Here is a 16148-nt window from a genome sequence, read left to right as displayed (position 1 = left end):
CGATCGCGGCGCCGACGAACGCCGAGGTCAGGCCACCGGTCGCGCGGGTGGTGGCGGCCTCGACCAGGCGGCGCTCGGTGTCCAGGATGGTGGTGCTGGTGTAGCGGGCGGAGGCGTGCTGGACGAACACGCGCACTTGCCATCCTGCTCGCTCGCGGGTTCGGACACTCCATCATCTGCAGCGGAACCAGCGGACTCGCACTGATCGGAGAGATCCCGGCTGACGATCCGACGGCCGAGACTCTCTGGGGCTTCGAGATCGGAACGCTTCGCCGCACTGCACCATCGACAGCCTCGTCTTTCCGCCCGGCGATGGGCTTCGGAGTGGTCGACTCCACGACCGGCGTCGCGGAGCCCATCGCCGTACCGATCTCGCGCAACGGGGCGTTCACGTTCGACGGAGTCACCTACGCCGCATAGCGGCCAACTTACGCAGCAGCACTCGGCGCCCGTCCAGGAAAGCGCATGCCCCGGCCTACCCGGTTCCGTTCACCCACGGTCAGACCGCAGAGCGGAGGATGCCGCGCGGCCAATGGCCGAGCCAGAACGCTGCCGTGGACAGCTCGGGTTGGTCCTCGGTCGAGCCGTCGTGGGGCAGCAGTTCAGTCGGGGCGATGTAGCCCTCGCCCGGGGCCAGCCGGATGCGAAAAACTCGCAGCGGCTGCCGGCCCGCGACGTAGGCCCGCAGGTCGTCGGTGTGGGGGTAGCGACTCGCGGGGTCGGCGTAGAGGGTGCGGCAGATGGTGCGGATGTCGAGGTCGGCGAGCAGGAGGTAGCGGGTGCCGGGGCCGAGGTTGAAGCACAGGCGCCGTCGGCCGGTGTGCTTGGACTGGTAGTCCAGGCGGTCCCAGTTGTCGACGTGCAGTCCGATGCGGCGGCCGTCCTGGTAGTTGGGAGTGGTGGTCAGCGCCTTGGCGGGGCTGGCGGCCTGGCCGAGGTGCACGGCGTCCGGATCCCCGAGCGGGTCGGCCAAAGCCGCTAGGCTCGCGGGCACCGGGCCGACGGAGAGCTTGACCAGCTCCACCAGCGTGTTGTCGGCGGTCTGGGCCCTTGGCTTGAGCCGTGCGGCCAGGGCAGCCGTCAGTGGTTGCCAGGGACCGGCCGGAAGGACGGCCCCTGACTCGTACTCCGGCTCGCTGCCGGCGATGCGGACCCCGGTGGTCTCGCAACGGGCGATGAGGGCGGCGGGGTCGGTGTGGGCGATGGCGAGGTTCAATCCGGGCTCCTCCCGGTTCGGGTCACCGGCGCTGGTTCAGGGTGTCGCCGAAGGTCACGTCCAGCTCCGCGATCAGGGCTTCGGCGAGTTCCGATTGCTGAGCCCGATCGATGACCACTTTGGCAAGGTGGGCGACGCCCCGCAGCGAGGTCAGGTCGTTGCCGCGCAGGTCCAAGCCCTGGTACTTGCCCCGCCCGAACTCGGCCAGCCGCAACGTGCACGCGTCCAGGACCGCCCCAGTCAGGTCGCAGCCGGTGAAAGATGCTTCGGTGAGCACGCATTTGGAGAACGCGACCGGCCCGGTGGCCCGGACCTGCTCGAAGCTCGCATAGTCGAGCTTGCAGTTCTCGAAGAGCACGTTGTCCAGGGCCACGCCGGTGAGGCTGGCACCCATGATCTTGCAGTTGCGGAAGACGACGCGGGACAGCTTGCTGTCGGCGATGCGGGCGGTGGCGAGGTCGCAGGTGTCAAACTCGACGGAGTCCAGGCGGACCTTGTCGAGCTGGACGCGATCGGCCCGCAGCCCCCTGACGCGGCCGGTGATGAGGCTGGTGTCGGACAGGTCCAGGTCTCGCAGGTCGGTGTCGCCGTACTGGAAGTCCTGGAAGATGCCCCGGGCGGAGTCCAGGGATGCGACGTTGGACAGGTACAGGCCAGGCTCGTCCAGGGTCGGCAGGGTGACGGTTACGCGGCCGAAGGTGATGCTGTCCACGGGTGGGGCTCCGCTCTGTCGGGCCGGGCCCGCACCGCGCGGTGCGGGCCCGGGTGCTCAGGTGTTGCTACTTGCTGGTCTTGTTGTCCCAGGTGGGCCGGTTGTCGAACGACGAGCCGACGTTGTCCCAGGTCGGTCGGTTGTCGAACTTGGCGACCGCGACCGGGTGACTGGACGTCAGGTCGGCAACCACGGGGGAATCGGTGACGGCCAGCAGTTCGAGGATGGTCATGCTGCTTGCTCCTCTCGGACGGTATCGGACAGTGCGGTGACGAGGGCCTGCCTGGACACGCGGCAGTAGGTGGTTTCGGTGGTGTCCAGGCGCCCGTTCTCGAAGTAGCGATTGCCGGCCTGGGCTCCCCGGCAGAAGCCGAAGAACTCGCACCGGGCCTCGCACTCGTCCAGGCCGATCAGGAACTCGCGCACGTACCGCAGGTGATGCGCGCGGTCCAGCATGGAGCCGATGGTCAGCTCCAGGACGTTGCCGGCCCGGAAGTCGTTGTATGCCGGGTCGCTGATGCCCGCCAGTTCGGGCGAGAGCAGGACCACGTCCCCGGCAGCGGAGACGGTGGGGATCGGGTCGATCAGCGCGTCCTCCCACGCTGCCAGACCCGCCGTACGGGCGGACCGCAGGTAGCTGCCGAGCCGGTCGACCTCGCGAACGGTCAGCTCGCGGTGTCGCCTCGACCAGGCGATGGTGCGGCGCCAGAACTCGCGGGCCTGTTCGACGGTGGGCACCGCCCGGCCGGTGTTGACGCCCTCGGTCTCCTCCATGTTCAGCCCGACGCTGTGGCAGCCCAGGCCCACCATGAAGTCCAGCAGCCCTTCCGGGTTGAGGATGCTCTCGGTGCTGACGACTGCGATCGCGGAGAACCGGACCTCGTGGTCCCGAAGGCAGCCGATGCCCTTCATGATCCGGTCGAAGGCCGGGCGTCTGGCCCAGTCGACGCGCTGACGGTTGAGGGCGGCCGGGCCGTCGATGCTCACCCCGATCCGGAACCCGTACTCGGTCAGGAAGTCGCACCAGGCCGGGTTGATCAACACCGCGTTGGTCTGCACCGAGTGCTCGACCAGGCCGGCCTGCCGCAGCGGCTCGAACGGGGCCAGCAGCTCGGCCAACCGCTGCCGCCCCACGGCCAGCGGCTCGCCCGCGTGCCACAAAACCTCGATGGGTGCGGAGGTCGTGGTGTCGGCGAACTCGGCAATCGAGCGGGCCACCGCCTCAGCGACCGCCACCGGCATCGGTGTGCGCCGGCCTCGGTCGGGCAGGTAGCAGTAGGTGCAGTTCAGATTGCAGAAGCCGTCGGGTTGCACGACCACCGTGTTCGGACGGCGGGCGATGCGGCGCCGGTAGCGGGCCAAGGTCTGCATCGTGCTGGCTCCTCACTCGGTCAGAGGGATTCGGCGCCCAGGTCAGTGTCCGGCGCGCTAGCCGCAGTGAGCGGCTGGTACTGGGGCGGTTGGTGCTCGACCAGGTAGCCGAGCAGACCGAGCACGACGAGGTGGCCGGACACCACCAGGGCTTTCATGGCGTCGCCCAGCAGGTCACAGTCGGGGCCGCGGTGCTGGGCGCTCATGCCACAGCTCCCAGTTCGGCGTGGACGGTCTTGCCGTCCGGCAGTTGGTCAGCGCCCCAACGACCGCCGGTGAGATGGTGGACCAGAGCGATACCCCGGCCGCCCTCGTCCTCCCCGTCGGCCTTGACCATGACCGGCAGGACGCGGCAGCCGTCGGTGACACGGATCTGGACTGCCTTCTCGGTGAGCCGTTCGATCTCGACTCGCATCCGCAGCCGGCACCCGGTCTTGGCCGCGTTGGTCGCCAGCTCCGAAACGATCACCTGGGCGTCCTCGACCAAGTGCTCCAGGCCCCAGACCGCAAGCTGCACGCGCACCAGCCGACGAGCGGCAGACACGGACTCGGCCCGGTAAGGCAGATCCACGCCGACCGACTCGGTACCGCTGATGGCTGCAGTCACGGCGGCCGTTGGCTCGGCTCGCGAAGGCACGCCAGCAGTGATGGCCATGGCGGAACTCCTAGTTGGAGTGTGGTTGAGGGTTGACCGGTGCCAGGCTCGGAACACAGATCGGGCCTGACACCGGATGTCGTCCCCGAGAGGGGACGACCTCGCGTAACCAGTGAACGACCGTCAGCTACGGGGCAGTGAGGCAAAGTGCGAGTGCCTCTGGTCCGCGCCCGGCCGGAAAACTTGACCGTCTCATTACCCGACCCCCTGCACACCACGTCACACCGCAGCTACGTTGACCGCATGGTGGCCAACGTTGCACTCCGCCTCCGGATGGCCGAACGCCGCATGACGAAGGCAGAGTTAGCCCGCGAAGTGAACGCCGAGGTCAAGATCCTCACCGGGAAGCTCGGCACGGTGTCAGAGCGCACGGTCCACAACTGGCTGACTGGTCAGACCCGCTGGCCGCCGGCGAAGATCCGCCTTGCACTCACGGCAGTATTCGACTGCCCGCCCGAGGAACTGGGCTTCGTCCCCTCAGGACGAGCCCGAAGCAGCACATCGGAGGAAGACGTGAGGCGACGCGACTTCGTAGCAGCCGCTGGAGGCACCGCCGTAGCCGCACTCACGGGCGTCGCGGCCGGACCACGTCGGATCGGGATCGGCGACGTCCAACAGTTGCAAGCCCGCTTCGCCGAGGTCGTCGCCAGCGACCACCGCCACGGCGGTCGCCTCAGCATCGAGACCAGGGCGGGCCAGCTGGCCGACGAAGCCCTCGCCCTGCAGGAACGCGGCACCGCCACCCAGCGGATCAGGGCTCAGCTGTACGCCAGCGCGGCCTCCTTCATGTCGAGCGCGATGTGGGCCGCCATCGACGGCCGCCGCTTCGACGTCGCTCTCCAGCACCACCAGAAGGCTGCCTCCCTGGCAGCCATGTCCGGTGACTCGTCCATCCAGTTCCGCATCTGGTCCCATGCCGGCAGCCTCTACCGGCATCTCGGCCGGCCCGGCGACGCGCTCGCGGCCAACGACGTGGCCCGCAACCTGCCCATCGCCCGGCGCGACCCGTTGTTCGCCTCCCTCGGACACGCCCGCCACGCGGCCATCCACGGCCTGACCGGCGACACCAATGCCGTACGACGCTCTCTCGGGCACGCCCAAGAGGCCCTTGACCGAGCCGACTCCGGTGCCTCCCGCCCACTGTGGATAACAGCCTTCTACGACCAGGCCGAACTCGACTCCCTGGCCCTGGCCGCCTACCTGTCGGCCGGCAGTTGGGAGGAAGCAGAAGCTCACGCGCACCGCTGCATGGCGCTTCGCCGAGGCGCCATGCAGCGCTCACACGCGATCACCACGGTCCGCCTCGCCCACGCCCAGCTCGGCCAGGGCGACCTCGAACCCGCTGTCGCCACCGCCATGTCGGTTCCGGCGGAGGTCTCCGCCCACCCCCGCGTCACCGGGATGCTGAACGTCTTCGGCACAAAGCTGGGCGACCTGGCCGCTGGCAGCAACCTGGCCCGCACCTGGGCCGAGTACGCACACAACACCAGGAGGACCACCGCGTGACGATCGAACTCCGCCACCACACCAACCTCACCGTGCGGGCCCGCCAGGACCTGCTGGACGTCTACGCCGACGTGCGGGCGCCCCTGCTGCACCTGGCCAACTACCGCGTCCAGACATTCGCCGAGCGCCTCGACAGGCACGCCACCGAGCCCGGCTTTGAGCTCGTCCTCGGCTACGACAGCGACGTCCCGATCGGCTACGCCTACGGCAACACCGCCGACGCCGACGACCGGTACTGGAAGCGCATGACCGAACCGCTGCCCGACGGCTTCACCGACACCCCTGTGCTGGCCATCAAGGAGATCGGCGTCAGCATCCCCTGGCGCGGTACCGGTACCGCCCGCCGCATCCACGACGAACTCCTCGCCCACCGCACCGAGGATCGCGTCACCCTGATGGTCAATCCGCTCGCCGGGGACGGCAAGGTCCAGGCCCTGTACGAGGCCTGGGGCTACCAGGCCTTCAACAGCCAGCAACCCTCGCCTGACTCACCCCGGCTCACCGCGATGATCCGTCCGCTCTGACAGCGCCCAGATCGGCGGACCCGAAACCAGTGCCCGCTCGGACTCGGGAAAGCTGCCCCCGTTGTCGTACGTGACGGCTACCGTTGAATGACTGACCGTCAACGATTGGTTTCTCAAGGTGACTTCGAAGCCACGCCGTAGCTACGGCAGCGGTACGATCGCCGGACTCCTTACCCTGGCTCGCGGCGCCTGCTACTGGCCAGACTGCGGTGAGCCGACCATCCGGATGGTCGATGGTGAGCCCGTTCAGAACCTCCAGATCGCCCACATTCGAGCCTTCGAGGAGAACGGTCCGCGGTTCGACCCGACCTGGTCGGTCGACGAGCGCAACCAGTTCTCCAATCTGATCCTGCTGTGCACCCCGCACCACAAGGTGATCGATGGCCCGCGCAGTGCCGAGTTCCCGGTCAAGCTGCTGATCCGCTGGAAGAGCGCCAGGGAGGCCGACGGCCTCGACGCGCTGGAGGGCCTGGGTGATCTCACCAAGGCCGACCTCGGCGAGATGATCGCCGAGGCCCAGACCGAACTCCTCGACCGCCTCGGGCCGGCCCTGGACGAGTTCGCCAAGACCGCACCGGACCTCGCATCCCTGCTGCGGCTCGTCACCAACGAGCTCGCAGACCCGCGGGTGCACGGCTTCGGTATCTCCGAAGACACACTCTGGTCGTTGAATAGGTCCGCGAAGTCCCTCTCGCACCAGGTGCGAGACCTTCTCGGCCCCCTTGACCACGCTGACGCGTGCACCGACAACGGCTCTGAGCATGTCCGAATCCTCGCAGGTCAGACCCGGTTTCGCGTGTTGGGAAACTTTTGTTTCCCGTGACCGGGACCTGTTCCAACTGGTCGACGACGCCCGCGCCGTGACGGTGCTGTACCCGGCGAAGGGCATCGGCGCGGCCCAGCGCATGGACGACGCGGCCCTGTTGGAGAAGTACGGCGTCCCCGGCTCCTCCTACGCCGACCTCGCGGCCCTGCGCGGCGACGCCAGCGACGGCCTGCCGGGCGTGAAGGGCATCGGCGAGAAGACCGCCACCCAACTGATCCAGACCTACGGCGACTTGGCGGCCGTCCGGGCCGCCGCCGCCGACCCGGCCTCCAAGCTCACCCCGGCCCGCCGCAAGAACCTCCTCGAAGCGGCCCCCTATCTGGACGTCGCCCCCACCGTCGTCCGCGTCGCCACCGACATCCAACTCCCCGTCTTCGACCCGCAGTTGCCCCACGAACCGCGCGACCCGATGGCCCTCGACCAGCTCGCCGACCGCTGGGGCCTCGGCACCTCCCTGACCCGCCTCCTCGACACGCTCGCCGACACCCGCCGAGAACGGAACCGGACGGCTGCACCGGACGGACGCTGACTCGCAGGTCCTTGGCGATCACCGAGCTCGCCTCGCCCTGGGCGAATCTCCCGGCCGCATTCAGCCGTAACTCCTCGCGGAACTGCTGCCGTTCGGCGGTCAGCTCGCCCCTTTGTGGATACCGCATGCCCCGGTGATACCGCACGGGCGACGAGCCGTCAGCCGCTACGACTCCACGAATTCCGCCCCAGTAACCACAGGCTCCTCGTGAGCCGCACCCGGCGGCACGCGATCCGCACAATTCCGGCACATGCCGGGTTCCGCGCCGCAGCCCGGGCAACCGGGGCGGTGAGCCTATTGTTCGCCGGGCCCGCTGACGTGTTTTCCAGCCATCGCGAATAACACCGGCGAAGTCAGCGAGGATCCCGAGGAGGGAGCGGACGTGCAGGTGCGCAGAGTACGAGCACACGCCTGAAGGCAGGTCGTACCGGGCCGGGGCGTTCACCCGACTACCTGCGGGGTGATCGGCAAAGATGTCGAAAACTCGTTGCTTGCTTTGAAAGCGCAAAGACCGGTCCGTAGGCTCGGCCCCACTCAAGAGCTCGGCATGAAGCCGGCTCAAGGAGATTCCCCCAGTCCTCGTGACAACCCTGGAGGTACCCCATGACAGATCAGCTCTCTGCTGCTGACTTGCCACGCACGTCGGAACCGACTTTCCGGCGGATCCCGGTGCTGCTGATGCTGGTTACCTGCCAGCTGATGCTGGTCATCGACGCCACCGTGCTGAATGTGGCGTTACCACATATTCAAAACGATCTCGGCTTCACCTCCACCGGTCTCTCCTGGGTCGTGAACGCCTACATTCTGGTTTTCGGGTGCCTGCTGCTGCTGGGCGGGCGGGCCGGTGACCTGTTCGGTCGACGCCGGGTGTTCGTGGCGGGAGTCGCTGTGTTCACGAGCGCCTCGCTGGCCGCCGGCCTCGTCGACTCGGCCTCTGCGCTGGTGATCGCCAGGGTTGTCCAGGCGATCGGCGCCGCCGCCGCCGGACCGAACGCGCTTGCGCTCATCACTACTACCTTCACCAAGGAAGAGGATCGGCACTGGTCCCTCGCCTGGTTCTCCGCGATCGCCAGTGGGGGTTTTCCGATCGGGTTGATCGTCGGCGGTCTGTTCACCGACTGGCTGTCCTGGCGGGCGGCCATGTTCATCAATGTGCCGATCGGGCTCGCGATCGCCCTGTTGACCCCGCGATTGGTGCCCGCCCCGACCCGTCATGCGGCACGGCTCGACCTGCCGGGCGCGATCACCGCGACCGGTGGTGTCGCGGCACTGATTTTCGGGCTTCTACGGGCCGCCGAGCGGGGTTGGAGCGATGGGCCGACCATCGCCGCGCTGGGCACCGGGCTGGTTCTCGTCGCAGCGTTCCTGGCCATCGAGTCGCGCACCGGGCAACCTCTGATGCCGCTGCGAGTGTTCGCCGACCGTGACCGTGCCGCAGCCTATGTGATCACGTTCCTGATGGCGATGGCGATGATCTCGACCTTCTTCTTCCTCACCCAGTTCCTGCAGAACGTGCTCGGATGGAATGCGCTCGTCACCGGATTCGCGTTTCTGCCCATGGCACTCGGCCTGGTCGTCACCAGTCGCCTGACCGCCCGGCTGCTGCCCCGGCTCGGAACGAAATGGCTCATGGTCATCGGTACCTCGCTGATCGCCACCGGCATGGTCTGCCTTACCCAACTGTCCACCGACAGTGGGTACCTGTCCGGTCTGCTCGTACCGATGCTGCTGCTGGGCATGGGCATCGGGTTCACGTTCGCCACGGCCAACGTGGCGATCATGTCGACTGTGGAGGCGCAGGACGCCGGCGCGGCCGGCGGTGTCCTGCAGACCATGCAGGAGGTGGGCTCGTCGGTCGGGCTCGCCGTGCTCATCACCGTCTTCGGTTTCGCGACCGGCCACGCACGTGTCCTCCCGCACGGACTCCTGGTCGACGGAATGGCCATGGCATTCGCCGGCGCGGCCGTCTTCGCCGCCTGCGGCATCGCGGCGGCGTTCGGTATCCGGCACAGGCAGTCGGCGGACACCTGACCGGTCGGGCGATGCGCGGAGGGCCGGCGGGGCGAGCACCGTCCGACCGGCTCTACACGCCGGTGGCGCCGTCGATGCGTTCCCGGACCAGGTCGGCGTGCCCGTTGTGACGGGCGTACTCCTCGATCATGTGGACGTAGATCCAGCGGAGGCTGACGTCCTGGTCCATGAATCGGCCGGTGTTGGACAGCGCACGGCCGACGGAGTGCTCGCGGGCGCGGACGACTTCCGCCTGCCACGTGGCGAGAGTGTCGCGCAGAGTAACGCCCTCGCCCAGTTCGAAACCGCCGTCGGGGCCGTCCGGGTCAGCCTGCGGGTCGTAGATGGGTGGGACTTGTTCTCCGGTGAGCACCCGGCGGAACCAGTTCCGCTCCACCTCCGCCATGTGCTGGACCAGGCCGATCAGTGTGAAGCCGGACGGCGGCACTGACGCGACGGCGGCCTGCTCGTCGTCCAGGCCTTCGCACTTCATGGCGAGCGTGGCGCGGTGGAAGTCGAGCCAGCTCTCGAGCGTGGTGCGCTCGTCGGCGTTCAAGGGCGGTACCGGGCGTTCGGCGGTGCTCACCCGACCAAGTATCGGTGACCGTCGGCCGAATCCCTCGGCTGACAGGGCCTGTCGGCAGGGCGAACAGTTGTCCAGCGCAGACGGGTGGCGATCCGCCACGACAGCAACCGAAACCTGTCAGCAGCCGCTCGCTCTCTCGCATCACCCCCGATGCGGACGTGGCAGGTTGACGGCACGTCCTGACTTGATCGAACCGCGGCGGCTTCGGCCTCGCGGTCGGCGAGCAGCGGAACGTGTAGCCGCCCCTCCTGACCAGCGTCCTGCCCGCCCACCAGGCGTCCCCCGCCGAGATCGCTTCCTGGGCCCGCAGCCACTGGATCACCGAGAACGCCGTCCACTCGACCAAGGACGTCACCTTCGCCGAGGACGCCGGCCAGATCCGAGAGTGATGCGCCGTCAAAGCCCTTGCCAGAACGTCCAGTTGAGCTTGACTGTGACACGTCATGACGCCTAGAGTGCTGCGTATCAGTACCACCGGGCTGTCGTTCATGAAAGTTGCACTATCAGCGACTGGAGAGATGCGCTAGATGGCTGACTTAGAGACCAAGTTTCCCAGGTACGAACTGATCTCGTCCGGCAAGTACGTGGACCGCATTCCAGAGCTCCATGAGTTACGCGAGAAGACCCCAATTGCCTGGGTTCCGGTCATGGACGCAGCTTTTCTCACTCGACATGCCGATATCGTCCGAGTGCTGAAAGACCACCGCATGGCCCCGGCCAACCTGACACAGGGCATACGGCTGCTCAGCCCCGAACAGCAAGAGGAATTGGAGCCGCTGAGCAGCGCCGTCAAGAAGTGGATGGGGCACACCGTTCCCGCGGATCATCAGCGGTTCATCGGGTTGCTGAAGCGCTACTTCACCCCGGCCATGATCGATCGGATGCGTCCGCGCGTGCGGCAGCTGTCGCACGAACTGCTGGACGCGGTGGAGCCGGCCGGACGCATGGACATCGTTTCCGACATCGCGTATCCGCTGCCCGCGTGCGTCATCGCCGAGATGCTCGGCGTGCCCATGGACAACAGGGCGCAACTGCTCGCCTGGTCGGCCGACATCGGGGCGATCGCCGAAATCGTCAGCTATGACCGGCTCATGGAGTGCCAGCGGAGCCTGCTGGCGATGCAGGACTTCGTCCTGGAGGTGGTCAAGGAGCGCCGGGCGGAGCCCAAGGACGACCTGATCAGCATGTTCGTCGCCGCCGAGCGCGAGGGCCTCGTGAGCGAGGCGGAGATCCTCTCCAACTGCGTGATGCTGCTCTTCTCCGGGCACGAGACCACCGGCGGACTGATCACCAGTGGCCTGGTCCAGCTCTTCGATCACCCTGATCAGCTGGAGCTGCTGAAGTCCGATCCCGACCTGATGCCGGGTGCGGTCGAGGAGATGCTCCGGCTCGCCGGACCGGCTTCGGTGATCTCACGGGTCAGTACCGAGCCTGTCGAGGTGGCTGGTCATCAATTCGAGGCGGGGCAGCAGTTCCTCCTGGCGCTGATGGCGGGAAACCGCGACCCGCGGGTATTCGAGGACCCGGACCGCTTGGATGCCACCCGGCGTCCGAACGACCATCTCGCTTTCGCCACCGGCATGTTCTACTGCCTCGGCGCGGCGCTCGCACGGATGGAGGCGGACGAATTCTTCAGGATTCTGTTGGACCGCTTCCCTGACGTCAATCCCGGATATGAAACTCCTGACTGGCAGCCGGTGCTGCTCATCAGCCGACGCTTGAAGACGCTCCCCGTCAATCTGCGGGGTGTCGGCGGAAGCGGTGCCGGCGATGAGTGACGCCGATCGGATAGCGGCCCTGTTGAAGGACCGCGCTGCCGACCCGGTAACGAAGTTCAGCCCTTCGCCGTACGAGACCGGACAGTTCCTGCGGATATCCGAGCGTGCGGACGTGGGCACACCGCAGATCGACTACTTGCTCGCGACGCAGCGACCGGACGGCCTGTGGGGGTCGGTCGGGTTCGAGCTCGTACCGACGCTGGGCGCGGTGGCGGGTCTGTCCTCGCGGCCGGAATACGCCGACCGGGCCGGAGTGACGGACGCTGTGGCGCGGGCCTGCGAAAAGCTCTGGGAGCTGGCGCTCGGTGAGGGCGGGCTGCCGAGGCTGCCCGACACCGTGGCATCCGAGATCATCGTGCCCAGCCTGATCGATCTGCTGAGCGAGGTGCTGCAGCGCCACCGCCCGGCTGCAGCCGGCAAGGCCGGGCACGAGCAGGAGTTTCCCGGTCCGCCGGGCGCGAAGCCTGAGCTGTGGCGCCAGTTGAGCGACCGGATCGCCCAGGGGCAGGCCATCCCGAAGACGGCATGGCACACACTTGAGGCGTTCCATCCGCTGCCGAAACAGTTCGCGGCGACGGTAACGCCCGCCGCGGACGGTGCGGTGACGTGTTCTCCGTCGTCCACAGCGGCCTGGGTGTCGGCTGTGGGGACGGACGCCGGGGCATCGACTCGCGCCTATCTCGATGAAGCGCAGAGCCGCTACGGCGGAGCGATCCCGATGGGAAGCTCCATGCCGTACTTCGAGGTGCTCTGGGTGCTCAACCTGGTGCTCAAGTACTTCCCGGACGTGCCGATCCCCAGGGAAATCATCGAAGAGATTGCCGCCGGATTCAGCGATTCGGGCATCGGTGGCGGGCCGGGTCTGCCGCCCGACGGAGACGACACGGCCTACGCCAATCTCGCCGGCGACAAACTCGGCGCCCCCACTCACCCGGAAATCCTGATGAAGTTCTGGGCCGAGGACCACTTCGTTTCGTATCCGGCGGAGCAAACGCCCTCGGAGACCGTGAACGCACACGCCCTCGAGTACCTCAATCATCTCAGGATGCGCCGTGGCATCACGGAATACGGTGCCATCGAGGACGCATGTGCCGAGTGGGTGATCTCCCAGCAGACCGAGGACGGCTGCTGGTACGACAAATGGAATGTCTCGCCGTACTATTCCACGGCGGCATGTGTCGAAGCCCTGCTCGACGCCCGGAAGCAGGATGAACCGCAGCTGGATTCGCTGCGTCGCGCCAGGGAATGGCTGCTTCGGCATCAGACGGATTCGGGCGGCTGGGGAATGGCGGAGCCGTCACCCGAGGAAACGGCCTACGCGGTGCTGGCGCTCGACCTGTTCGCGAGCCATGGCGGCGAGGGCGCCGAGGAGTGTGCGGCAGCGATATCCAGGGCCAAGGACTTCTTCAAGGACGAGTCCAGGGAGAATCCCCCGCTGTGGATGGGCAAGGACCTGTACACGCCTTTCCGGATCGTCGACGTGACGGTGATGTGCGGCCGTGCCGTCGTGGGCAGGTACTGATGCCCGACGCGATCGAGTTCGAGCACGAAGGCCGGCGGAACCCGAATTCGGCGGAGGCCGAATCGGCCTACAGCTCCATCATCGCTGCGCTCGAACTCCAGGAATCCGACTACGCCGTGATTTCCGGGCACTCGAGGATCGTGGGGGCCGCGGCGCTGGTCTATCCCGATGCGGATGCCGAAACCTTGCTGGCGGCTTCGCTGTGGACGGCCTGCCTCATCGTCAACGACGACCGGTGGGACTACGTCCAGGAGGACGGCGGGCGGCTGGCTCCGGGCGAGTGGTTCGACGGGGTCACCGAGGTCGTGGACACCTGGCGAACTGCCGGGCCCCGTCTGTCGGACCCCTTCTTCGAGCTGGTACGGACAACGATGTCCCGGCTCGACGCAGCGCTCGGCGCGGAAGCAGCGGACGAGATCGGCCACGAAATCAAGCGCGCCATCACGGCGATGAAGTGGGAAGGGGTATGGAACGAATACACCAAGAAGACGTCCTTGGCGACGTATCTGAGCTTCCGCCGCGGCTACTGCACGATGGACGTCCAGGTCGTTCTGGACAAGTGGATCAACGGCGGCCGCAGTTTCGCAGCGCTGCGTGACGACCCCGTCCGACGAGCGATCGACGATGTGGTGGTGCGGTTCGGCTGTCTGTCGAACGACTACTACTCGTGGGGCCGGGAGAAGAAGGCGGTCGACAAGTCGAATGCGGTGCGGATCCTGATGGACCACGCCGGCTACGACGAGAGCACCGCGCTGGCCCACGTTCGCGACGACTGCGTGCAGGCGATCACCGACCTGGACTGCATCGAGGAATCCATCAAGCGCAGCGGCCATCTCGGCAGCCATGCACAGGAGTTGCTCGACTACCTCGCGTGCCATCGACCGCTGATCTACGCAGCGGCGACCTGGCCGACGGAGACAAACCGCTACCGCTGAGCAGCAAGTCGCGCCATCGACCCCCCACAGAGAGGGCTGTCTCTCCTCGCCCTCGGTGTACGGATGAAGGGAAACCTACTAGCGATGAGCACTGCCACCTCTTCCAGCGTCACCGGCTCCGTCACCACCCCCAGAACCGCTACGACTCCGGGCAGGCGTCCCGGCCTGGCTCCGGGTGGCGTTCCGGTGCTCGGGCATCTGCCGATGATCCTGCGGTCCCGTTTCGAGTTCATCGAAACGGTGCGCAACGCAGGCCCGGTGACGCGGGTCAAGCTGGGCCCGAAGACCGCGTACTTCGTCAACGACTACGAGCTGCTCGCCCAGATCCTGGTGAGTGACGCGGACAAGTTCGTGCGCGGCATCCACTTCAAGAAGATGCGGAACATGGTCGGGAACGGTGTGGTCACGACCTCCGGTGACCTGCACCGGCGGCAACGACGGATCATGCTCCCGTCGTTCAGCCAGCGCCGGCTGGCCATGCATCTCCCCGTGATGCGGAAGATCATGTCCGAATTCGTCGCCGCGGTGCCCGAACGGCGGCCCTATGACCTGATGGGGCCGGTCATGGGAGTCGGCTGCGACATCGTGACCTCGACCATGCTCGGCGAGAAGACCCCGCCGGAGGTCCTGCGACTCGTGCGCGAGGCCGTCCCGGTCTTCGTCGAGAACGCCGCGATCCAGGCCGTCGATGTGACCGGCATCTACAAGCACCTGCCGACGAAGTCGAACCGGGACTTCGAAAGGCTGCTCAACGCCTTCAACGAGTACATGTACTCGGTCATCGACGACAAGTTCCGCAACGGAGCCGGTGAGGAAGCCGGCCTCCTCGACATGCTGATCAACGCGACCGACCCGGAGACCGGCGAGAAGTTCGACCGGACCGAGGTCCGTGACCAGGCGGCGACGATCCTGCTGGCGTCGACGGAGACCACGGCGAACACCATCAGCTGGGCCTGCTACGAACTGGCCCGGCACCCGCGGATCTTCGCCGAATGCCGGGCGGAGATCGACGCGCTGGTCAAGGACCGTGACTGGCTGGACATCGAGATCGGTCGGCACGACCTGCCGGCGCTCAAGCGGGTGCTGTTCGAGGCGCTGCGCATGTACCCGTCCTCGTACCTCCTCTCGCGGCAGGCGTCGGTGGACACGACGCTGGGCGGCTACGCCATTCCGAAGGACGCCGCGATCCTGTACTCGCACTACGGACAGCAGCGGGACGAACGGAACTTCCCGCACGGCGACGAGTTCGACCCCGACCGCTGGCTGGACAAGGACGGTACCGAGGTCACGGCGTCCGCGTTCATGCCGTTCGGGTTCGGCGCGTACCGCTGCCTCGGCGAAAGCGTGGCGGTGCTGGAGGCGACCTACTGCCTGGCCATGATGGTCCACCAGTGGGACTTCGCGCTCAGCGACTACTCGGAGCCGAAGATGAACGCGACGATCACGCTCTCCCCGAAGGACCTGGAGTTCCTGTTCACCAAGCGGACGGAGAGCGGAGCGCACGATGAGTGACCTCGAGGTGCGGGTCGACCGCGACCTGTGCGTGGGCTCCGGGCAGTGCCTGATCTCTGCCGCCGACTACTTCGGGCAGGACATCGAGGGGTACGTGGAACTGCTCCCGGACGCCCCGACGGCCGACCTCGCCACGAACGAAGAGGTGCAGGAAGCGGTCGAGAAGTGCCCCTCCGGGGCGTTGTCCTGGCATCGCCCGGACTAGGACGTGCGGCGAAAGCCGATCCTGGTCGTGAGTGATCGCCTGCCGTAGGGCGTGGGGATCCGACGAACGACCAGTGGGCCCGGCTTGAACCGCTGCTGCCGCCGGGCGAAAAGCCGGGCCGTCCACCGGTGTGGACCCGGCGGCAGCTGATCGACGGCACACGGTGCGGTCGAGCATGGACAAAAGCCACTGTCGCTGCTGGTCAGCGGCATGACAGCCCGCAGTTCCAGCCGGTCTCGGAGGGCATCCGGGTTTCCCGCA

The 16148-nt window shown here is 67.2% G+C and carries 16 protein-coding genes and 2 pseudogenes; 10 read left to right on the top strand and 8 right to left on the bottom strand.

All coding sequences use genetic code 11. The features are described from left to right. Positions 1-499: 499 nt before the first annotated feature. From IEZ12_RS21550 to IEZ12_RS21525, 6 genes are all read right to left on the bottom strand, one after another. Positions 500-1216 (bottom strand): hypothetical protein, encoded by a 717-nt coding sequence (locus tag IEZ12_RS21550; RefSeq protein WP_189273741.1) that lies wholly within the window; start codon positions 1214-1216, stop codon positions 500-502. A gap of 22 nt (positions 1217-1238) precedes the next feature. Continuing rightward, a complete protein-coding gene (locus IEZ12_RS21545) occupies positions 1239-1928 on the bottom strand; it encodes a pentapeptide repeat-containing protein (protein ID WP_189273739.1) in 690 nt (229 codons plus the stop codon). Between the two features lie 67 nt (positions 1929-1995). Beyond that, positions 1996-2160 (bottom strand): multiple cyclophane-containing RiPP AmcA, encoded by a 165-nt coding sequence (gene amcA, locus IEZ12_RS21540; protein ID WP_189273737.1) that lies wholly within the window; start codon positions 2158-2160, stop codon positions 1996-1998. Further along, positions 2157-3299, bottom strand: a complete 1143-nt coding sequence (gene amcB, locus IEZ12_RS21535) for a cyclophane-forming radical SAM peptide maturase AmcB (RefSeq protein WP_189273735.1) — start codon at positions 3297-3299, stop codon at positions 2157-2159. Before amcB ends, amcA begins: the two co-directional genes overlap by 4 nt. 20 nt (positions 3300-3319) lie before the next feature. Then, entirely contained in the window at positions 3320-3505 is a 186-nt protein-coding gene (locus IEZ12_RS21530) for a hypothetical protein (protein ID WP_189273733.1), read from the bottom strand. Further along, complete coding sequence (locus tag IEZ12_RS21525; protein WP_189273731.1) at positions 3502-3954, bottom strand: ATP-binding protein; 453 nt, start codon at positions 3952-3954, stop codon at positions 3502-3504. The genes IEZ12_RS21530 and IEZ12_RS21525 overlap by 4 nt, the downstream gene beginning before the upstream one ends. Positions 3955-4197: 243 nt before the next feature. Here IEZ12_RS21525 and IEZ12_RS21520 point away from each other — a divergent pair, with 243 nt between their 5' ends. The 4 genes and pseudogenes from IEZ12_RS21520 to IEZ12_RS21505 form a co-directional block, all read left to right on the top strand. Beyond that, entirely contained in the window at positions 4198-5460 is a 1263-nt protein-coding gene (locus tag IEZ12_RS21520) for a helix-turn-helix domain-containing protein (protein ID WP_189273729.1), read from the top strand. Then, positions 5457-5984 (top strand): GNAT family N-acetyltransferase, encoded by a 528-nt coding sequence (locus tag IEZ12_RS21515; protein ID WP_373295507.1) that lies wholly within the window; start codon positions 5457-5459, stop codon positions 5982-5984. The genes IEZ12_RS21520 and IEZ12_RS21515 overlap by 4 nt, the downstream gene beginning before the upstream one ends. 226 nt (positions 5985-6210) lie before the next feature. After that, complete coding sequence (locus IEZ12_RS21510) at positions 6211-6807, top strand: hypothetical protein (protein WP_189273727.1); 597 nt, start codon at positions 6211-6213, stop codon at positions 6805-6807. Then, positions 6797-7339: pseudogene (locus IEZ12_RS21505) on the top strand (5'-3' exonuclease); the annotation flags it as partial. The gene IEZ12_RS21510 and the pseudogene IEZ12_RS21505, both read left to right, overlap by 11 nt. Here the strand turns inward: IEZ12_RS21505 and IEZ12_RS40840 are convergent. After that, positions 7320-7466: pseudogene (locus IEZ12_RS40840) on the bottom strand (IS630 family transposase); the annotation flags it as partial. The pseudogenes IEZ12_RS21505 and IEZ12_RS40840 overlap by 20 nt on opposite strands. A gap of 476 nt (positions 7467-7942) precedes the next feature. Between IEZ12_RS40840 and IEZ12_RS21500 the strand changes: the two are divergent. Then, on the top strand, positions 7943-9370 hold the full coding sequence (locus tag IEZ12_RS21500; RefSeq protein WP_189273722.1) for an MFS transporter: 1428 nt from the start codon (positions 7943-7945) through the stop codon (positions 9368-9370). A gap of 52 nt (positions 9371-9422) precedes the next feature. Here IEZ12_RS21500 and IEZ12_RS21495 read toward each other — a convergent pair whose 3' ends face one another. Further along, positions 9423-9935, bottom strand: coding sequence for a DinB family protein (locus IEZ12_RS21495; RefSeq protein ID WP_189273720.1), 513 nt, complete (start codon positions 9933-9935; stop codon positions 9423-9425). 527 nt (positions 9936-10462) lie between these two features. Here IEZ12_RS21495 and IEZ12_RS21490 point away from each other — a divergent pair. From IEZ12_RS21490 to IEZ12_RS21470, 5 genes are all read left to right on the top strand, one after another. Beyond that, on the top strand, positions 10463-11713 hold the full coding sequence (locus tag IEZ12_RS21490) for a cytochrome P450 (protein ID WP_189273718.1): 1251 nt from the start codon (positions 10463-10465) through the stop codon (positions 11711-11713). Next, positions 11706-13235 carry a prenyltransferase/squalene oxidase repeat-containing protein gene (locus IEZ12_RS21485; RefSeq protein ID WP_189273716.1) on the top strand — a complete coding sequence of 510 codons (1530 nt, stop codon included), beginning with the start codon at positions 11706-11708 and terminating at the stop codon, positions 13233-13235. Before IEZ12_RS21490 ends, IEZ12_RS21485 begins: the two co-directional genes overlap by 8 nt. Continuing rightward, complete coding sequence (gene cyc2, locus IEZ12_RS21480; protein WP_189273714.1) at positions 13235-14170, top strand: terpentetriene synthase; 936 nt, start codon at positions 13235-13237, stop codon at positions 14168-14170. The genes IEZ12_RS21485 and cyc2 overlap by 1 nt, the downstream gene beginning before the upstream one ends. A gap of 63 nt (positions 14171-14233) precedes the next feature. Continuing rightward, on the top strand, positions 14234-15682 hold the full coding sequence (locus IEZ12_RS21475; RefSeq protein ID WP_308431059.1) for a cytochrome P450: 1449 nt from the start codon (positions 14234-14236) through the stop codon (positions 15680-15682). Beyond that, positions 15675-15887 carry a ferredoxin gene (locus IEZ12_RS21470; protein WP_043911625.1) on the top strand — a complete coding sequence of 71 codons (213 nt, stop codon included), beginning with the start codon at positions 15675-15677 and terminating at the stop codon, positions 15885-15887. Before IEZ12_RS21475 ends, IEZ12_RS21470 begins: the two co-directional genes overlap by 8 nt. Positions 15888-16148 lie beyond the last annotated feature (261 nt).

Source organism: Kitasatospora griseola, assembly GCF_014648555.1.
In the GTDB taxonomy this organism is placed as follows: domain Bacteria; phylum Actinomycetota; class Actinomycetes; order Streptomycetales; family Streptomycetaceae; genus Kitasatospora; species Kitasatospora griseola.
This window is presented reverse-complemented; position numbering and strand designations above follow the sequence as displayed.